Source organism: Ramlibacter sp. (assembly GCA_019635435.1).
In the GTDB taxonomy this organism is placed as follows: Bacteria; Pseudomonadota; Gammaproteobacteria; order Burkholderiales; family Burkholderiaceae_C; genus JAHBZM01.
Map to the genome: position 1 here is coordinate 398496 of JAHBZM010000001.1, position 17669 is coordinate 416164.

The window sequence follows — 17669 nt, forward strand, 5'->3', positions numbered from 1 at the left end:
GGGCTGAAGGAGCGACCGTCATGACCCCCGCCACGTCCACCCCCGTCACCCAGCCCCGCCGCGCCGAGCGGCTCGTCACCGGCCAGCCCACCAGCGACGGCGCGGGTGTCAAGCTCACACGCGTGCTCACGCAAGACCTGCAGCAGCGGCTGGACCCTTTCCTGATGCTGGACAACTTCGCCAGCGACAACCCCGACGACTACGGCGCCGGCTTTCCCAGCCACCCGCACCGCGGCTTCGAGACCGTGAGCTACATGCTCACCGGCAACATGCGCCACAAGGACAGCGCCGGCCATGAAGGCCTGATCACCGATGGCGGCGTGCAATGGATGACGGCCGGGCGCGGCGTGATCCACAGCGAAATGCCCGAGCAGAAAGACGGCGTGATGGAGGGTTTCCAGCTCTGGCTCAATCTGCCGGGCAAGGAAAAGATGTGCGCGCCCTGGTACCGCGACATCCAGAGCCCCGAGATCCCCGAGGTCGTCACCTCCGAAGGGGTCACCGTTCGCGTGATCGCCGGTGAGGCCGCGGGCGTGACGGGTGCCATGCAACGCGAGCACACCGAGCCGCTGTACCTGGACATCCACTTCCCCGAGGGCGGTGGCCGCTTCAGCCAGGCCTTGCCCGCCGGGCACAACGCGTTTGTCTACGTGTACCGCGGTGACGTGGACGTGGCCGGCACCGCCGTGGCGCGCCAGCGCATGGCCATCCTGGCCAATGAGGGCGACGGGGTCACCCTTTCGGCCAGCGGCCCGGCCCGCGCGCTGCTCATTGCCGGCAAGCCGCTGCGCGAGCCCATCGCGCAGTACGGCCCGTTCGTCATGAACACCCGTGACGAGCTGATCCAGGCCGTGGAAGACTTCCAGAACGGCCGGCTGGCCTGATCGGACAAGCCGGGTCGGGCCGAGCCAGGGCGGCGACTTACGCCGCCAGCTTCAACGGCGTGCGCAACGCGACCTTGGGGAAGTCCACCGCCGTCTGTGCAATGTGGTTGGTGTAGTTCGTGTAGATGTTCAGCGCCACGCTGCCGATCACTTCCAGCACGCCAGCGTCGCCCAGCACCTCACGCGCCGCGGCAAATTCGGCATCGCTGATCAGGCCGCGCTGCTGCACGATCTGGCGGGCCAGGGCGGCAATGGCCTGCTCGCGCGGCGTGGTGCCATGGCCATCACGGGCGGCGGCAATGCTGGCATCGCTCAAACCCGCGCCCTTGCCCAGCACATGGTGGGCGGCCAGGCAGTACTCGCACTGGTTGGCTTCGGCGGCGGCCAGGGCCACCAGTTCACGCTCACCGGCGCTCAACTCGCCGCTGCCCAGGGCTTCAGCCATGGCCAGGTAGGCCTTGAGGGCGGCAGGCGCGTGGGCCCAGGTGGCCATCATGCCGGGGACGATGCCCAGCTTGGACTTGACGGCGGCCAGCAAAGGGGCCGAGGCGGCGGGGGTGTTGGCGACGGTGACGGGGGAAATACGGGTCATGGAAAGCTCCTGGAGGCTAGGGGTTAAAGACGCACGCCTTGCTGGCGTGGACCCGACTTTGCGCCCTCAAATTGGATGAAAAGTGACTTTTAATCCATTGAAAACTACACTTCGTCCATGCCGTCCGCATCCACTGCCCCCACTGACCGTCTTTCGCCCCTGCTGCAGCACTTCCATGTGCGCACCCGCATGTTCCACAGCGGCCCTCTGTGCGGCACCACCGCCTTTTATGACGGGCCGGACCTGGGCTATCTCCATGTACTGCGCGCCGGCACGGTGCAGGTGGCGCATTACGGCGATTCGTCGCCTTTGGGCAGCACCCGGCTGAGCGAGCCCACGCTGCTGTTCTACCCGAGCGCCGCGCCCCACCGCTTCATCACCCCCACCGACCGCAGCACCCACATGGTGTGCGCCACCGTGCGCTTCGACGCCGGGCCGGCGCACCCGGTGGCCGCCGTGCTGCCGCCCCTGTGCCTGGTGCCGCTGGCCAGCGTGCCGGGCCTGGCCCGCACCGTGGAGGCCCTGTTTGCCGAGGCCATGCCCGAGGACAGCGCGGCTCCCGCCTGTGGCCGCCAGCTGGTTTGCGACCGCCTGTTCGACGCTCTGCTGGTGCAGCTGCTGCGCTGGCTGATTGACCACCGACCGGACGACCCCAGCGGCGCTCCCAGCCAGGACCTGCTGGCCGGGCTGGCCCACCCCCAGCTGGCCCGCGCTTTCAATGCCATGCATGGCGAGCCGGGCATGCCGTGGGACTTGCCGCGTCTGGCCGACGTAGCCGGCATGTCGCGCAGCAGCTTTGCCGCCACCTTTCACCGCGTGGTCGGCGCCACGCCGGCCGACTACCTGGCCCGCTGGCGCATGGTATTGGCAGGGCAACGGCTGGCGCGCGGCGAGCCACTCAAGCAAGTGGCGTTGCAGTTGGGCTACAGCAGTGCCTCGGCCCTGTCACGGGCTTTCGCGGCACACCATGGGCAAACGCCAAGGGCCTGGCGCCAACAGCAAGACGTCGCTTGAACGCGTCAGCGGCCCTTGGCCTGGCGCCACGCGGCGAACTGGTCCCTGGTCTGCGGGTCGGTCGCCGGGTACAGGCCGATGATGCTACGGCCACCCAGCACCTCTTCGGTCACAAAGTCTTCAAACGCGGTCATCTCCACCGCCTCTGCGGCCACCTCGTCGGCCAGGTGGGCCGGGATGACAAATACACCCTCGCGGTCGCCCACCACCACGTCACCTGGCCACACGGCCACGTCGCCACAACCGATGGGCACGTTGATGTCCAGCGCCTGGTGCAACGTGAGGTTGGTGGGCGCAGAGGGGCGCTGGTGGTAGGTGGGGAAGTTCATCACCGCCATCTCGGGCGAATCGCGGAAGCCACCATCGGTCACAGCCCCCGCGCAGCCCTTGACCATCAGGCGTGAAATCAGGATCGAGCCCGCCGACGCGGCGCGCGCATCCTTGCGGCTGTCAAACACCATCACGGCGCCCGCGGGGCATTGCTCCACCGCCACACGCTGCGGGTGGTGGCGGTCCTGGAACACGGTGATGGGGTTCAGGTCCTCGCGCGCCGGGATGTAGCGCAGCGTGAAGGCCTCGCCCACCATGTTGGGCAGATTGGGGTTGAGCGGTCGCACGTCCTGGATGAACTGGTTGCGCAGGCCGCGCTTGTACAGCGCGGTGCACAGGGTGGCGGTGCTCACGGTCATGAGCTTGGCACGGGTGTCGGGGTTCAGTGGCATGGGAGATTCAGGAATAAATACGGATCAGTAAATGACCGGCTCGGGCACGGGGGCGCCAAAAGAGGTTTCAAGGTAGTCAAAGTCGCAACCCTTGTCGGCCTGCAGGATGTGCTGGCTGAACATATAGCCATAGCCGCGTTCGAAGCGCTTGGGCGGGGGCACCCAGGCAGCCTGGCGCGTCGCCATTTCAGCGTCGGTGATGTCCAGGTGGATGCGGCGGTTGGGCACGTCCACGGTGATCAGGTCACCATTGCGCACCAGCGCCAGCGGGCCACCCACGTAGGCCTCGGGCGACACATGCAGCACGCAGGCGCCGTAGCTGGTGCCGCTCATGCGCGCGTCGCTGATGCGCATCATGTCGCGCACGCCCTGCTTCACCAACTTGGTGGGGATGGGCACCATGCCCCACTCGGGCATGCCGGGGCCGCCCTGGGGCCCGGCGTTGCGCAGGATCAGCACATGGTCTTTGGTGACGTCCAGGTCCGGGTCGTCAATCGCCAGCTTCAGGCTGGGGTAGTCGTCAAACACCATGGCCGGTCCGGTGTGGTGCAGCAGCCCGGGGCTGCAGGCGCTGGGCTTGATCACGCAGCCGTCGGGCGCCAGGTTGCCGCGCAGCACGGCCAGTGCGCCTTCCTTGTAGATGGCGTTGTTCAGCGGGCGGATCACGTCGTCGTTGTAAACCTCGGCGCCCTGCAGGTTCTCGCCCACGGTCTGGCCGGTGACGGTCATGGCGTCCAGGTGAAGCAGGCCGCCGTCGGCCAGGGTCTTCATCAGCCCCTTCATGCCACCGGCGTAGTAAAAATCTTCCATCAGGTACTGGTCGCCGCTGGGCCGGATGTTGGCGATCACCGGCACCTTGCGGCTGAACGCGTCAAAGTCGTCCAGCGTCACCGGGTGGCCGGCGCGGCGCGACATGGCCACGAGGTGAATGATGGCGTTGGTCGAACAGCCCTCGGCCATGGCCACGGTGATGGCGTTCTCGAAATTCTTGCGGCTCAGCACCTTGGCGGGCGTCAGGTCGTCCCACACCATGTCCACGATGCGGCGGCCGCAATGCGTGGCCATGCGCTGGTGGTTGGCGTCCACGGCCGGGATGCTCGATGCCCCCGGCAGCGTCAGGCCCAGCGCCTCGGCAATGCCCATCATCGTGGCGGCCGTGCCCATCACCATGCAGGTGCCGGCGCTGCGGGCAATGCCGCCTTCAATCTCCATCCACTGCGTCTGGCTGATGTTGCCCGCCCGCCGCTCGTCCCAGTACTTGAAGGCGTCGGAGCCCGAGCCCAGGGTCTTGCCCTTCCAGTTGCCGCGCAGCATGGGGCCGGCGGGCAGGTAGATGCAGGGCAGGCCCATGGACAGCGCGCCCATCACCAGCCCCGGCGTGGTCTTGTCGCAGCCGCCCATCAGCACCGCGCCGTCCACCGGGTGGCTGCGCAGCAACTCCTCGGCCTCGATGGCCAGCAGGTTGCGGTACAGCATGGTGGTGGGCTTGACGAAGTTCTCGGCCAGCGAGATCGCCGGCAGCTCGATCGGGAAGCCCCCGGCCTGCAGAATGCCGCGCTTGACTTCCTCCACGCGCTGCTTGAAGTGCGAGTGGCAGTTGTTGATGTCGCTCCAGGTATTGAGGATGGCGATCACCGGCCTGCCTGCCCAGTCGGCATGGTCGTAGCCCATCTGCATGGCACGCGAACGGTGACCGAAGGAGCGGAAGTCATCAGGCGCAAACCAGCGCGCGCTGCGCAGGTTCTGGGGGAGTTTTCGGGTCATGGGGAAAGCTTGGTTTTCAACAGGGTTTGCCACGGTAAGCCAAAAGCCAGGCGGGCGCATCCTGCAAGGCAACGGGGCGCAGAAAGCGGTCCAGCGCCGCGTCGCCCACCGAGGTGCTCATGGGCTGGGTGGACGAGGGCCAGGGGCCGCCATGCTGCTGGGCCGCCGTCACCGCCACGCCCGTGGGCACACCGGCAAACAGCACCCGCCCGGCGATGGCCATGGCGCCACGCACCAGGGCCCGCGCGTCGGCAGTCTCCTGCGCCACTCCCCACAGCGTCACGGTCAGGCTGCCGCCCACGGCGGCCAGCACCTGCAGCGCCCGCGCCACCGAGCCAGCGCGCACCACCAGCGCCGCCGGGCCAAACACCTCGTCGTGCAGCGCGGCATTGGCGATGAACGTGGCCGCATCCACCTGCGCGAGGAAGGGATGGGGCGCGGGGCCGTCGCGCTTGTCGCTCACCAACGCGGTGGCGCCTGCGGCCAACACGGCGGCCGTGCCGGCATCAAAAGCGCGGCGCATGCCCGCCGTGAGCATGGCATGCGGAGCTTGTTTGGCCAGCTCCACGGTCAGTTGCTGCACAAAGGCGTCGCTGGCCGGGTCGTCCAGCAGCACGATCACGCCGGGGCTGGTGCAGAACTGCCCGCAGCCCAGGCTGATGGAACCCGCCAGGGTGGCGGCCAGCTCGCTGCCACGCGCGGCCAGCTCGGCGGGCAGGGCCACCACCGGGTTGACCGAGCCCAACTCGCCATAAAACGGAACCGGGCGCGGGCGGGCATTGGCCAGCGCCTGCAGCGCTGCACCGCCACGGGTCGAGCCGGTAAAGGCGCCCGCGGCGATCAAGGGGTGGCGAATCAGCTGGGCGCCCACTTCGTTGCCACCGCCCTGCACCATGCCGATCAGGCCTGCGGGCAAGCCCTGCGCCGCCAGCACCCGCTGCATCAGACCGTGCACCCGCAGTGAAGTGAGCGGGTGGCCCGCATGGGCCTTGATCACCAGCGAACAGCCGGCCGCCAGTGCCGAGGCCGTATCGCCACCAGGCACCGAGAACGCGAACGGGAAGTTGCTGGCCGCGAACATGGCCACCGGGCCCAGCGGCACGCGCAGCCGGGCCATGGCTGGGTGACCTGCAGGGGGCGCACCGGCCACGGCCGGGTCGTCCAGCACCCCAAAGGGCGCGCCGCCCTCGGCCAGGTCGGCAAACCGGCGCAACTGATACGCCGTGCGGTCCAGTTCGCCATTCAGGCGCGCCGGGCCCAGTGCGGTCTCGTCGTCAGCCAGGGCCACCAGCGCTTCGCGGTCGGCCTCGAGCGCGCTGGCCAGGCCGCGCAGCAAGGCGGCGCGGGTCGCACCGTCGCTGGCGGACCAGCCCGCGAAGGCATCAGCCGCCGCCTGTACGGCGGCGTCAATCTGATCAGGGGTGGAGGCGGCCAGCGCCTCACCCAGAGGTTCGCCCGTACGGGCGCGAACGGCTTGCAACACGGTCATGCGTTCATTCCGCCTTGATGCCGGCGACCTTGATCACCCGCACCCACCGGTCCAGCTCCTTGCCCACGAACTGGGTATAGGCCGCGCTGCCCAGTTCGGGCACCACAAAGCCAATGGACTCCATCCGCGCCCTGACAGCAGGCGCGCGCATGGCGGCCACGGCCGCGGCCTCCAGCTTGTCCACCACGGGCTTGGGCGTGCCCCTGGCCACCGACAGGCCTGACCACGACAGCGCGCTGAAGCCGGGGAAGCCGGACTCGTGAATGGTGGGCACATCCGGGTACAGCGGGTTGCGCTGCAGGCTGCTGACCGCCAGGGCCTTGAGTTTGCCGGCCTTCACATGCTGCAAGGCCGTGTCCTGGTTGATGAACATGATCGGGATCTGCCCCCCCAGCAGGTCCGTCATCATCGGGCCGCCGCCGCGGTAGGGAATGCCCACCATGAACAGCGGCTTGCAGTTTTCCTTCTTCGCGCCGGTGCAGGTGCCAACGGTCTGCTTGAGCAATTCCATGGCCATGTGGCCCGACGCCGCCGGGGTGTAGCCGTAGTTGAGCTTGCCTGGGTTGGCGCGGCCATAGGCAATGAACTCGGCAAAGGTGTTGAACGGGGCCGACGGGTGAGCCACCAGCACATTGGGGCCGGAATGCACCTGCGTCAGGTGGATGAAATCCTTCATGGAGTCATACGGCATCTTGGGGTTGATGCCATGGGCCACGGCGTTCTGCCCCACGCCGGTCTGGATCAGGGTGTAGCCATCGGCCGGCGCCTTCAGGGCGCGGTCGGTGCCCACCACGCCGCCGGCACCGCTGATGTTTTCAACCAGCACCGGCTGCTTGAGCGTCTTGGCCATTTCCTCGGAAATCAACCGCGCCATCACATCGCTGGTGCCGCCCGCCGGGAAGGGCGAGACCAGCTTGATCGGCTTGCTGGGGAAGTCCGATTGGGCCTGCACGGCTACGGGAAGCGCCGCCAGGCTGACGGCGCCGCAGCCCAGCAGGGCCTGGACGAGGGTTCGTTTGGTGATCATGTGAAGTCTCCTGGTTGTAGGGGGATCAGACGGCCATGAGGCGGAAGGACCGGGGGCCGCGCCGGCGAAATATTAACATTCTAGTATTCCAGTAAAATACGCACTAACCCGCAGCAACCGCTCCGGTATATTCGAAAATCATGGCCAGAGCGCGACCGCAAATACCCGACTTCCCCCGATCCGGCATCGCCCTGCCCACGACCGCGGCAGGTGCTGGCGCGCGCGGCCAGGTGAGCGTCCAGGTGTATGACACCCTGCGCCAGGCCATCCTTGACTGCAGCTTCCTGCCGGGCACGGCACTGTCAGAGCAGGCCATTTCCGATGAGCTGCAGGTCAGCCGGGCCCCGGTGCGCGAAGCCTTTCGCCAGCTGGTGGGCGAGGGCCTGCTCCAGAGCATCCCGCAGCGCGGCACGCTGGTGTCATTGCTCAGCCGCGCCAGGATCGCCGACGCCATTTTTGTGCGCGAGGTCATTGAATGCCGGGCCGCCGAGCTGGCGGCCAGTGCTCCGCTGGCGCAACGCCGCGGCCTGGCGGCCATCATCAAGCGCCAGGCCAGTGCCAGCGCCAGAAAGGACTACGCCACCCACCTGGCCGCCGACGAGGAGTTTCACCACCAGATCCTCGCCCTGGCCGGCCACCCCCACGCCTGGAACCCGCTGCGCCTGGCACGCACCGGCATGAACCGCATCCGCCATCTCGCCATTCCCGAGCTGGGCAGCAACAGGATCGCCATCGACCACCACCGCGCCATCGTGGAAGCCCTGCTGGCCGGGGACGGACCGGCCGCCAGTGAAGCCATGCGGGTGCACATCCAGTCCCCGCTGCGCTTCCTCGACGCGATCCAGGCCCGCAGCCCCCAGTACTTCGAGCCAGACGCCCGGTAGCGTCTTCTTCAACCAACTTTACACAGCATCACGGCCGACTTATCGCGGCGATACATGGGCCGCTGAAACTGGCCCTCAACCTGATGCCGCTGTCTGGCAACAGGCTTTCTTCTCTGAAAGGAAGTTTCCATGTCATTCGCTCCCCAACGCTTTTTGCTCACCGGCCTGATGGCCGCCTTTGCCGCCGCCGCCGTGGCGCAAACCCCGGCGCCGGCCGCGCCCGACGGCAAGCCCGCCATGCACCAACGCATGGGCCGGCACGACCCGGCCCAAATGAAGGAACACATGGCCAAGCGCCAGGCCGCGCTCAAGCAGAAACTGGCCATCACCCCGGCCCAGGAAAGCGCCTGGACGGCCTGGACCAGCACCATGCAGCCGCCCGCCACGCCCCATGCCCGCCCCAGCCGCGAAGAGATCGCCAAGCTCACCACGCCAGAACGCATCGACAGGATGCGCGCCATGCGGGCCGAGCGCCAGGCCACCATGGACAAGCGCGCCGACGCCACCAAGACCTTCTATGGCGCGCTGACCGCCGAGCAGCAAAAGGTGTTTGATGCCGAAACCCTGAAGTTCGGCGGCCACCGCGGCGGGCACGGCCACCACCACAAGGGCTGAGCCCCGCCCCGCGCACAGGCCTACAGCCGGCCCTGCGCGTCGTCCTCCCCGGGCGGATGCGGCGTGGCACGCGCCAGTGCAAGCCACGCCGCAAACGGCAGCCCGGTCTCGTGCGGCAAGGCCCGGCGCGGCGCGGGCCGCACCACCTCCAGCCGCCAGGCCCCCGCGGCGCCGGCCACGGCCTGCATCACGCCAAAGGCCTGCGGGATCTCGCTGGCCTCGCCAATCTCGCGGCCCCTGGCGTCGCGCCCCAGCACATACCAGCACTCGCTGCTCATGGCCAGGTAGGCGCCGCGCTTGGCCTGGGTGCGCGGGCTGTCACGCAGCTCCCCCAGCAGATCGGCCCGCCGCGCCTTGACCTCGTGCACCGTGGGCACCAGGTAGCCCGCCACCGTGGTGTGGCGGATCGAAAACACATCGGGTTTTGCCACCACCCAGCGCCGCCCTTCGGAACTTTCCACCGGCGCGCGCAGGCTCAGGCCCGTGAACGCGGTGCGCCCCGCGCGCTGCATCTGCCGCGCCACCAGGGTCACCAGCGATTCATGGGCATCAAATGCCGCGCGATTGCGCGCCAGCGATGTCGCCAGTTGCGCCATGCCCGCGTCGGTCACCCGCAGTCCCTCGCGCAGCGAACCATCGGCATCGCGCGACGGCACGCGTTCCAGCAGGCCAGCGGCCAGCAGGTCCACCTCGATTGCATCCAGGCAGGGCCAGCCGGCCGAACGGTACATCTCGCGCAAACGCCGCGCATGAGAGCGCGGCAGTTGAGGCAAGACCCCCGCCGTCGCCATCTCAGGCCTGCGGCTCCAGCGCAGCCAGCGCCGCGTCGACCCGTCCGGCCTCGGTGCAAAACAGGGGCAACGCCCGTTCAAACAGCTCCCAGGCGTTCTGCCGCGCCGCCGTCTCCAGCCCCTTGGCCAGCATGGCGGCTCGCTCCGCCGTCAGGCTGGCCAGGGCACCCTTGAGCGCATGGGCATGACTGCGCGCGAGCGCGCTGTCGCGGTCGGCAAGCGCCTGCGTGAGGTGCCGGACGCGGTGCGCCAGATCGGCCCGCATCGCCACGGCAATCTCTTGCAGCGCCTCGCGGTCACCGCCCAACCGAGCCAGCAACTTGTCAGGGTCCAATGTCATTGTGCGGCCAGCCTGCTGGCCCTCAGCCTGGGCCACTGGCTCAGCCCTGGCGGTGTCCCGAGCCTTGAGCGCTGCCGCCATGGCCTCCACCAACGCCGGCACCGACACCGGCTTGGACACATACCCGTCCATCCCGGCCGCCAGACAGCGCTCGCGGTCGCCGGCCATGGCATGAGCCGTGAGCGCCACGATCGGAATGGGCGCCAATCCAGCCGCCACCTCGTGTTGCCGGATCTGACCGGTCGCCTCCAGACCACTGACTTCAGGCATCTGCACATCCATGAGGATCAGCTGCGCGCCGCCTTCCCTCCACATCGCAACAGCTTCGGCGCCGTTGTGAGCCACCGACACCTCGCACCCCATCTGGGCCAGCATCCGGCGCATGAGCAACTCATTGACAGCGTGGTCCTCGGCCAGCAGAACGCGCACGCCCGCAAAGGCCCCGGCCGGCACCAGTGACTGGCGCGCCTGCGGCAGGGTGTCGTCCATCGCAACCCCCAACTCCAGCTCCAGCGCAAACACACTGCCCTTGCCTGGCAGGCTCACCACCGTGAGCTGGCCGCCCATCAATCGGGCCAGCCGATCACAGATGGCCAGCCCCAGCCCCGTGCCACCGTACTGGCGGGTAATGGTGGCGTCCGCCTGGCTGAAGGCCTCGAAAATCGAGGCCTGCTTGTCGGCCGGGATGCCAATGCCTGTGTCCGCCACCTCGAAACGCAACCGCACATGCCCGCCCTGCGCCCCCTGGCCAAGGACTGCCAGCTCAACCTCGCCGCGTTCGGTGAACTTCACCGCGTTGGACATCAGGTTGGACACCACCTGACGCAGCCGCCCCGGATCGCCCACGAGCATCTGAGGCAGCCGGCCCTCCTGGCGCACCGACACACGCAAGCCCTTGTCCTGCCCGGCCAGCACATGCGGCGCGGCCGTTTCCTCGATCCACGGTTGCAGCTGGAAGGGAATGGCCTCCACGGCCATCTTGCCGGCCTCGATCTTGGAAAAGTCGAGCACGTCGTTCAGCAGCGCCAGCAGCGCCTGGGCCGAGCTCTCGACCAGCTTGAGGTACTGCGACTGCTCATCGGTCAACGCCGTGCCCGACATAAGCTGCGTCAGGCCCAGAATGCCATTGAGCGGCGTGCGCACCTCGTGGCTCATGTTGGCAAGAAATTCGCTCTTGGCCAGGTTGGCCGCCTCCGCCAGCGCCTGGGCTCGCTGCATCTCGGCCTCGGCGGTCTTGCGGGCGGTGATGTCGGCGTTGGTGCCGATCATCCGTGTGGCGCGGCCCAGCATGTCGCGCCCGGTCACCATGCCCCGGCTCTCCACCCAGATCCAGCCCTGCCGCGCCTTGACCCGGTGTTCGGCAACATAGCGCTCCTGGCGGCCAGACAGTGCTGCCACCACCGATTCGCGCAACTGAGGCAGGTCTTCCGGGTGCAGCAACGCCGCGAGTGCCTTCATGTCCCAGGTGGCCTCGGCCGCCACATTCCCCAGCATGGCGGACCAGCGATCGGACAGGTAGACCTGGCTGGTATCGAGGTCCCACTCCCACAGCGCAAGCTGCGTCGCCTCCACAGCCAGTCTCAGGCGGTCCTCGGTTTCATCGAGCGCCTCCTCGGCCAGCAGGCGGCTGTTGGACTCGCGGCTGTACGAGGCCTGTAGCCGCGCCAGTTCGCGCTGCTGCTGCTCCAGCTTGGCCAGCAGGCGCGCGCTGTGCCGTTTCTCGGCGCTGAGCTCACTCAGGGCGCGGGAGAGGGAGTCCTCAGACGGGGGCGGGGTCATGGGTCGGCACGGTAGGGCAGGCTCATTGTGCCGTGATGGTGATCAGCAGGTCATCGGCATAGTCGCCCGCCAGGACCCGTTCGACCGTTCCGATCTCGACCTCGATGCGGTGGTGCGCCACACCGGCTGACGGGATGCTGATGCCCGCACCCGAGGCTTTCGGGCTGATGACAGCCCCACCCACCCGCAGCCGGTAGTCCACCGCCGACTGCACAAAACGGCGGTTGACCAGCCGACCGCCATGGGCGCTCTCGAGCGTGATGCGATGGCCCGTGTTGGCCTGGACATCCAGTTGCGTGCTGCGTTGCGCCCCTTGGGCCAATTCACCAAAATCCAGCCGCGCCACCTTGCCGGCGCTGCCCGCAAACGCCGCGCGAACAGCCGCCGTCACCTGGACCGATACCGGCACCTCGCGCTCGTCCACCGTCCCGGTTCCGTCCACCAGCCGCAGTCGCAGCGAAGCCACGTAAGTCCCTGGACTGACCCACTGGGCCGCATAGGGCCTGGCCCAGAGGTACACCGTCGATTCGCGGCCCCCGTCCAGGGCCACGGCAGCGGCGTCCTGCGGCGCAGCGGCCACGGGCGCACTTCCGCCCGCATCGGTGCTCAACGACACTCGCAGCGGCATGCCGCCGGGGCCGGTCAGCGGCAGTTCGCCGGCCACGCCCGGCCACTCCACCTGCAGCGAAGCCAGACATCCCTTGCCGCCAACCACCCGCACCTGCATCGGCTGCGCGATCGCCGGCCCCGCGCCCGGATCGTAGGCGCCCAGCGACCAGCCCCCCGGCGCCACCAGCGTGCAGGCCATGCCGACCCCCTGCGCCAGGCCGCAGCCCGCCAGCAGCAGGCCCTTCAACACCGCGGCCAGGCGCTTCACGGCTTGACCTCCTTCAGTGTGACGCCCCCGAGATCGACCACCCCCGACTGCTCGGGGCCGATCTCGACGCGGGCCAGTGGCGCGGCCTCGCCCGGGCGCACCAGGAGGTAGCGGCCCGGGCGCAGCGGCGGGCTCATGAAACCGCCACGCCGGTTGGTGAAAAGATCAATCGCTTCGCCCTTGCCGCCCACCGGTTGCAGGCGCAGCGCCTGCAGCGCCAGCGTCTGCTGCTGGGCTCCCAGCAGTTGGCCGCGAACCTGGGTGTTGGCGTCCGAGCCCACCGACACCAGCAGGACCGAGCGGTAGGCTGGCAGCAGCAGCGGCCGATCGATCCCCAGGCTGCGCCCCGGCGGCAGGTTCTCGGCATCAAGCTGGAGTTGGCGCGGGCTGTAGGCGATCAGGTCGCTCAGCACGGGCGCGCCCAGGCTGTCACTGGCCGCGGCTGCCCGTTCGCGCTGCGGGTCCACCACCAGGCGCAAGCCTTCCATCCCGCGCCGCGGCACCAGCACGGCGGCCGAGTCCACCACCGGCGCCGCCAGGCGCAGCCCCGCCCGGCTGACCACCAGGCCCGATGCGAGCGTGAGCTCCTGCAGCGTGGTGTTGCCCGTGGCCTGCTGGGTCTGCGTGGCGGCCCAGGTCAGCTCGCCGCGGCCGGTGAACAATTGCCCGCGCAGCGCGGTCTCGTCGGCGCTTTGGGCCCGGGTGCGGGTGGCGCTGACGCGCCAGGGCGCTTCGCCACCACCAAGTGTGGTCACGCCATTGGCTTCAAGATCGGCCTGGGTGCGCCGGTCCTGTGACTGGTAGGCCAATGCGCCGCGCAACGACGTCCCGGCTGGCGAGGTCTCGCCGCTGTAACGCAGCGACACAAACCCGGTGGTCAGCGCTCGGTCTGTTCCCGAGCGTGCCCGCGACACCGCAAACTCCGCCGACCAGTGGCGACCCAGGCGCCGGCGCAGCGTCAGGGTCTCGCTGCTGCTGCGGTCTTTCAGCTGCGGCGAATGCCGCCGTGCCAAGGAAACCGTCGCACCCCAGCCGCCGCCCCAGATGAGACCGGCGCGCAGGCCCGCCTCGGTACTCGACGCAGACGGCCGGTCACTGTCCACGGCGGCAAACCCGGCGCTGGTGCGCTGCACCTGCGCCGCCACGGAAGCGCCGTAACGGGCGCCCGTGCGCGACGCGGTGCTGGCCCGCCACTGCAGCGACACCGCATGCCCGCCACCCCAGGGCTGCTGCGAACGGGCGGCCCAAGCGGCCAACGTGCCCGCAGGCACCGCCCAGGTCGCCTCGGCCTGCAGAATCCTGGCTGCACCCGTGGCGCGGTTGCGCCATTGCAGGCCTGCACCGGCCGTCAGCGCGGGCGTCCAGCCACGGCGCCACCACGCCGACAGTGCGCGCTCACCGCTGCTGTAAGCGCGGCTGCCAGCGCCCAGCTGCACCGGCACGCCCAGCGCCAGGTCCCATTCCGACAGCCCTGGTGCCAGCAGGCTCGAATCAAAGAAATACGACACCCGCCGCTCCTCCACCCGGCCACCGGGCTCCAGCACGCGAAGCACCACATCATTGGCGCCGTTGAACACGGGAATGTCGCGCAGGTTGTAGATCCCGGGCGCCAGCCGCAGGGTCCGCACCACAAAGCCATTGACCTGCACATCAACGCTGCCACCGTTCGGCAGGCCCAGGGTTTCGGAAGGTTGCGACTGGCTGTTGAGCGCAGGGTTCAGCCCGTAGTAGCGGCTCAGCCGCAGCCCGCCGAGGGCCTGCGCGCCCAGCCCCGGCCGAACCGCGCTGCTCACGTCGCCCAGCGAGAATCGCACAGCAGAGTCCGGCCAGTCGCGCAGCACACGGGTTTCGTAGCGCTCAAACCCACCGCCCGAGCCATCCGTGGCCACCGAGCCATTGCTCTCCAGAACCCACTCGCCCGCGCGGGCCGCGCCATCGGCAAACAGGCGCGATCGGCGCAGCACGGTGCCGTCGCCCGACTGCTGCGAGGCGGCCCAGCGCCAGTTGGCCAGCAGGCTCCAGCGCTCAGCTGTCACCCGGCCTTCCTCGCCACCATCGTCCGGGTTGCCGTGGGCATCCAGCCGCAATTCGCGCACAGCCCGCAAGGCCAGAGGGACCACAAGATCCATGGCGATGCGCTGCGCGGAGTAACGGGCCTCGATTCCGATGGCTGCGAGCTGCGCCTGGTCCAGCCAGCCGTCGGGCGCCTCTCCCTGCACGCGAGCCAGCACCTCGGGGCGCAGCACCTGTCGCAGCGCCTGCGCCAGCGGCTTGCGGGCCATCCGCACCCCCTGGGCCGTGACTTCGGCATCCAGCGTGCCGAGTTCGCGACCATCGAGCGTCGTAGGCAGGGCCATGCGCTGTGCCGCGCGCGCCCGCCGTTTGCCAAAAGCCTGCTCGAATATTTTTTGCGCGTCGGCGCTGGCCGCCGGCGCCTGGGCATGGGCGTCGCCCACAGACCACCCCATGCCCACCACGCCCGGCAAGGCCAACAGCGCGGCGTGAGGCAGCCGCATCCGCCGTCCTACTCAAGGATCAAGCGGGCCGGCGCGCTCACGGCATCCAGGCCAGCCGGCGCCGCGACGCGGAACACCCGCGTCGTACCAGCCAGCAGGTTTTCACCTTCCATGCCCTTGAGCTGGTCGCCACTCAGCGTCATGCCGGCCACTTGGAGCTTGACGCCCTTGAGGATCTTGCGGGTCCCGCCCTCATTGGTCACCGACACTTGCAGCCAGCGCTTGTCGCCCTCGGCCACCAGGCGGGTCTCTCCCACTTTGAGCACGGCTTTCACATTGCCCGGCACCACATAGACCGAGGCCACGTACTTCACCAGCAGGCGCATGCGCCCGCCGTTCTGCGCCACCTGGCCCACGTCCACGGGCAACTGCTCGGCAATCAGCCGATAGGCCTGCTCGCGCTCGATGGCCGACGTGCCCACATACTGAACACGAACGGTCTGGACCTGCCCGGGCTGCAACACCACCTGGGCAGGAAACACATTGAACTGGTCTTCAGCATCGGTCAGGACGTCGTCCCCATTGGCCGCCATGGCGCGGGCCTTGACGGTGATCTCCACCGCGGCCGGTTCGGGCGTCGTGTTTTCCAGGCGGAACACCTGGGTGGCTCCGCGGCCCGCCGGACTGAAGTCCATTTCAATGGGCGTGAATGAAATGGCGTGGGCGCACAGGCCGGACAGCGCCAGGGCTAGCGCAGCAGCGCCGCGCAACAGAAAGCGTGAAAAAGGTCTCATGGTTTGTCTCCGCAAAAGTGAAGCCGTCTAGGCTGATGCTTTTACATACCAACATCCGTGCCAGATGCCCCGGACCATGCCGCCATCTTGCGGTAAATCGTGGAAGGGTTCACACATAGCGCCTTGGCTGTCTGGGTAATGTTGCCCCCAAAGGCCTGCAGCGCATGTTCAATGGCCTCGCGCTCCACGACGGCCAGCGGGCGCACCGCAGGCCCGGCCGCGGGCGGCGGGGCAATCTGCGCCATGGCTTGCGGTGCGGCGCGCAGCGCCATCTGCGGCAACTGCAGTGGCGCGCCGCCGGCCGCCTCCTGCGGCTTGATCGGCAGCATGGTTTCCTGCACCACCTCGCCATCGTTCATGGCCACCGCGGCCCGGATCACATTGATCAGTTCACGCACATTGCCTGGCCACTCATAGGCCATGAGGCGGGCCTGCGCGGCCTCGGAAAAGCGGATGAACTTCTTGCCATCCTCCTTGGCATAACGCGCCAGCATGGCCTGCGCAATCAGCACGATGTCGTCACCGCGCTCGCGCAGCGGCGGCAGGTCCACCGGCACAACGTACAAGCGATAGAACAGGTCCTCGCGGAACAGGCCTGCCTGGACTTGCTTGTACAGGTCGCGGTGGGAGGCGCAGACGATGCGCACATCCACCATGCGCTGGCGGGTTTCGCCCACACGGCGCACCTCGCCAGTCTGCAGCGCGCGCAGCAACTTGGCCTGCACATTGATGTCGAGCTCGGCAATTTCGTCCAGGAACAACGTGCCCCGATCAGCCTCGATGAAGGCGCCATTGCGGTCAGTCGCCGCCCCTGTGAAAGCGCCCTTCACGTGGCCGAACATCTCGCTCTCGATCAGCTCCTTGGGAATGGCCGCGCAGTTCACTGCCACCATGGCAGCGGAGGCCCGGCCACTGCAGCGGTGGATCGCATCGGCGGCCAGTTCCTTGCCGGTTCCGGACTCACCGTGTATGAATACCGGTGCCCGGCTGGCTGCCACGGTTTCAATCATGCGGTACACCGAACGCATCACCGCGCTCTGCCCGATGAAACTGTGAAAGCGGTCGCGTTGCACGGGCGCCAGCGCCTCGACCTGTGACGCCAGGGTCGACGCCTGCAGCGCGTTGCGAAGCGTGATCTGCAGGCGGTCGGGCTCCACCGGTTTCTCGATGAAATCCATCGCGCCCGCGTGGGCCGCGCGCACCGCGTTGTCCACCGAGTCTTCCCCGGTGATCACCACCACCGCACAGCCGGGCCACTGGCGCGTGATGTCCTCCATCACATCAAAGCCCGAGCCGTCAGGCAGATTGATGTCGACCAGCGCCGCATGCCAGGGGCCCTGAGGCACTTGTCGCCGGGCTTCAGCGGCAGAAGCCGCCACCATGGTTTCCACACCCAACGGCTTGGCCAATGCGCGGTACTGGATGGACAGCGGCAACACGTCCTCCACGATCAGGACGCGGCATCCCGGAAACTGTTTGGGCACGGCGGACTTCACCATGGCCCCAGTGTCGCCACAAGCCTTGCAATATGCAACACCTGCAAGATCCGGCGTTGCAATGCGCCACAGCGGCTTGGGGGCCGCCTCGGGAGAAATCAGCTAACCCATTGATTCAAAAGGATTTTCTTTAATCAATCCAGCT

15 protein-coding genes are annotated in these 17669 nt (G+C 68.4%); 4 read left to right on the top strand and 11 right to left on the bottom strand.

All coding sequences use genetic code 11. From position 1 onward, the window contains the following. Nucleotides 1–20: 20 nt before the first annotated feature. Nucleotides 21–884 (top strand): pirin family protein, encoded by an 864-nt coding sequence (locus KF796_01900; protein MBX3585368.1) that lies wholly within the window; start codon nucleotides 21–23, stop codon nucleotides 882–884. A gap of 37 nt (nucleotides 885–921) precedes the next feature. Here KF796_01900 and KF796_01905 read toward each other — a convergent pair whose 3' ends face one another. After that, nucleotides 922–1476: a carboxymuconolactone decarboxylase family protein gene (locus KF796_01905; GenBank protein ID MBX3585369.1), complete on the bottom strand. Its 555-nt coding sequence runs from the start codon at nucleotides 1474–1476 to the stop codon at nucleotides 922–924. Between the two features lie 117 nt (nucleotides 1477–1593). Here KF796_01905 and KF796_01910 point away from each other — a divergent pair, with 117 nt between their 5' ends. Beyond that, a complete protein-coding gene (locus KF796_01910; protein ID MBX3585370.1) occupies nucleotides 1594–2490 on the top strand; it encodes an AraC family transcriptional regulator in 897 nt (298 codons plus the stop codon). A 5-nt stretch (nucleotides 2491–2495) separates the two neighbouring features. Here KF796_01910 and KF796_01915 read toward each other — a convergent pair whose 3' ends face one another. Genes KF796_01915 through KF796_01930 form a run of 4 tightly spaced genes read right to left on the bottom strand, consistent with a single transcriptional unit; the run spans nucleotide 2496 to nucleotide 7492 of the window. Next, nucleotides 2496–3206, bottom strand: a complete 711-nt coding sequence (locus tag KF796_01915) for a ribonuclease activity regulator RraA (protein ID MBX3585371.1) — start codon at nucleotides 3204–3206, stop codon at nucleotides 2496–2498. A 30-nt stretch (nucleotides 3207–3236) separates the two neighbouring features. Beyond that, nucleotides 3237–4976: a dihydroxy-acid dehydratase gene (locus KF796_01920; protein MBX3585372.1), complete on the bottom strand. Its 1740-nt coding sequence runs from the start codon at nucleotides 4974–4976 to the stop codon at nucleotides 3237–3239. Nucleotides 4977–4992: 16 nt separating this feature from the next. Further along, entirely contained in the window at nucleotides 4993–6465 is a 1473-nt protein-coding gene (locus KF796_01925) for an aldehyde dehydrogenase (NADP(+)) (protein MBX3585373.1), read from the bottom strand. A gap of 4 nt (nucleotides 6466–6469) precedes the next feature. After that, on the bottom strand, nucleotides 6470–7492 hold the full coding sequence (locus KF796_01930) for a tripartite tricarboxylate transporter substrate binding protein (protein ID MBX3585374.1): 1023 nt from the start codon (nucleotides 7490–7492) through the stop codon (nucleotides 6470–6472). Nucleotides 7493–7632: 140 nt separating this feature from the next. Here KF796_01930 and KF796_01935 point away from each other — a divergent pair, with 140 nt between their 5' ends. Continuing rightward, on the top strand, nucleotides 7633–8376 hold the full coding sequence (locus KF796_01935; protein MBX3585375.1) for a GntR family transcriptional regulator: 744 nt from the start codon (nucleotides 7633–7635) through the stop codon (nucleotides 8374–8376). Nucleotides 8377–8505: 129 nt separating this feature from the next. Then, nucleotides 8506–8991 carry a Spy/CpxP family protein refolding chaperone gene (locus KF796_01940; protein MBX3585376.1) on the top strand — a complete coding sequence of 162 codons (486 nt, stop codon included), beginning with the start codon at nucleotides 8506–8508 and terminating at the stop codon, nucleotides 8989–8991. A gap of 20 nt (nucleotides 8992–9011) precedes the next feature. On the opposite strand, the gene KF796_01945 is transcribed toward KF796_01940, so the two are convergent. Genes KF796_01945 through KF796_01970 form a run of 6 tightly spaced genes read right to left on the bottom strand, consistent with a single transcriptional unit; the run spans nucleotide 9012 to nucleotide 17527 of the window. Beyond that, complete coding sequence (locus tag KF796_01945; GenBank protein MBX3585377.1) at nucleotides 9012–9782, bottom strand: hypothetical protein; 771 nt, start codon at nucleotides 9780–9782, stop codon at nucleotides 9012–9014. A gap of 1 nt (nucleotide 9783) precedes the next feature. After that, nucleotides 9784–11901: a response regulator gene (locus tag KF796_01950; GenBank protein MBX3585378.1), complete on the bottom strand. Its 2118-nt coding sequence runs from the start codon at nucleotides 11899–11901 to the stop codon at nucleotides 9784–9786. A gap of 22 nt (nucleotides 11902–11923) precedes the next feature. Further along, nucleotides 11924–12778: a hypothetical protein gene (locus tag KF796_01955; GenBank protein ID MBX3585379.1), complete on the bottom strand. Its 855-nt coding sequence runs from the start codon at nucleotides 12776–12778 to the stop codon at nucleotides 11924–11926. Next, nucleotides 12775–15294, bottom strand: a complete 2520-nt coding sequence (locus KF796_01960; protein ID MBX3585380.1) for a hypothetical protein — start codon at nucleotides 15292–15294, stop codon at nucleotides 12775–12777. Before KF796_01960 ends, KF796_01955 begins: the two co-directional genes overlap by 4 nt. Nucleotides 15295–15302: 8 nt before the next feature. Continuing rightward, nucleotides 15303–16028 (bottom strand): molecular chaperone, encoded by a 726-nt coding sequence (locus tag KF796_01965; protein MBX3585381.1) that lies wholly within the window; start codon nucleotides 16026–16028, stop codon nucleotides 15303–15305. 41 nt (nucleotides 16029–16069) lie between these two features. Next, the gene (locus KF796_01970) at nucleotides 16070–17527 is read right to left on the bottom strand and encodes a sigma-54-dependent Fis family transcriptional regulator (GenBank protein MBX3585382.1); all 1458 of its coding nucleotides are present in this window, start codon (nucleotides 17525–17527) and stop codon (nucleotides 16070–16072) included. Between the last annotated feature and the right edge of the window lie 142 nt (nucleotides 17528–17669).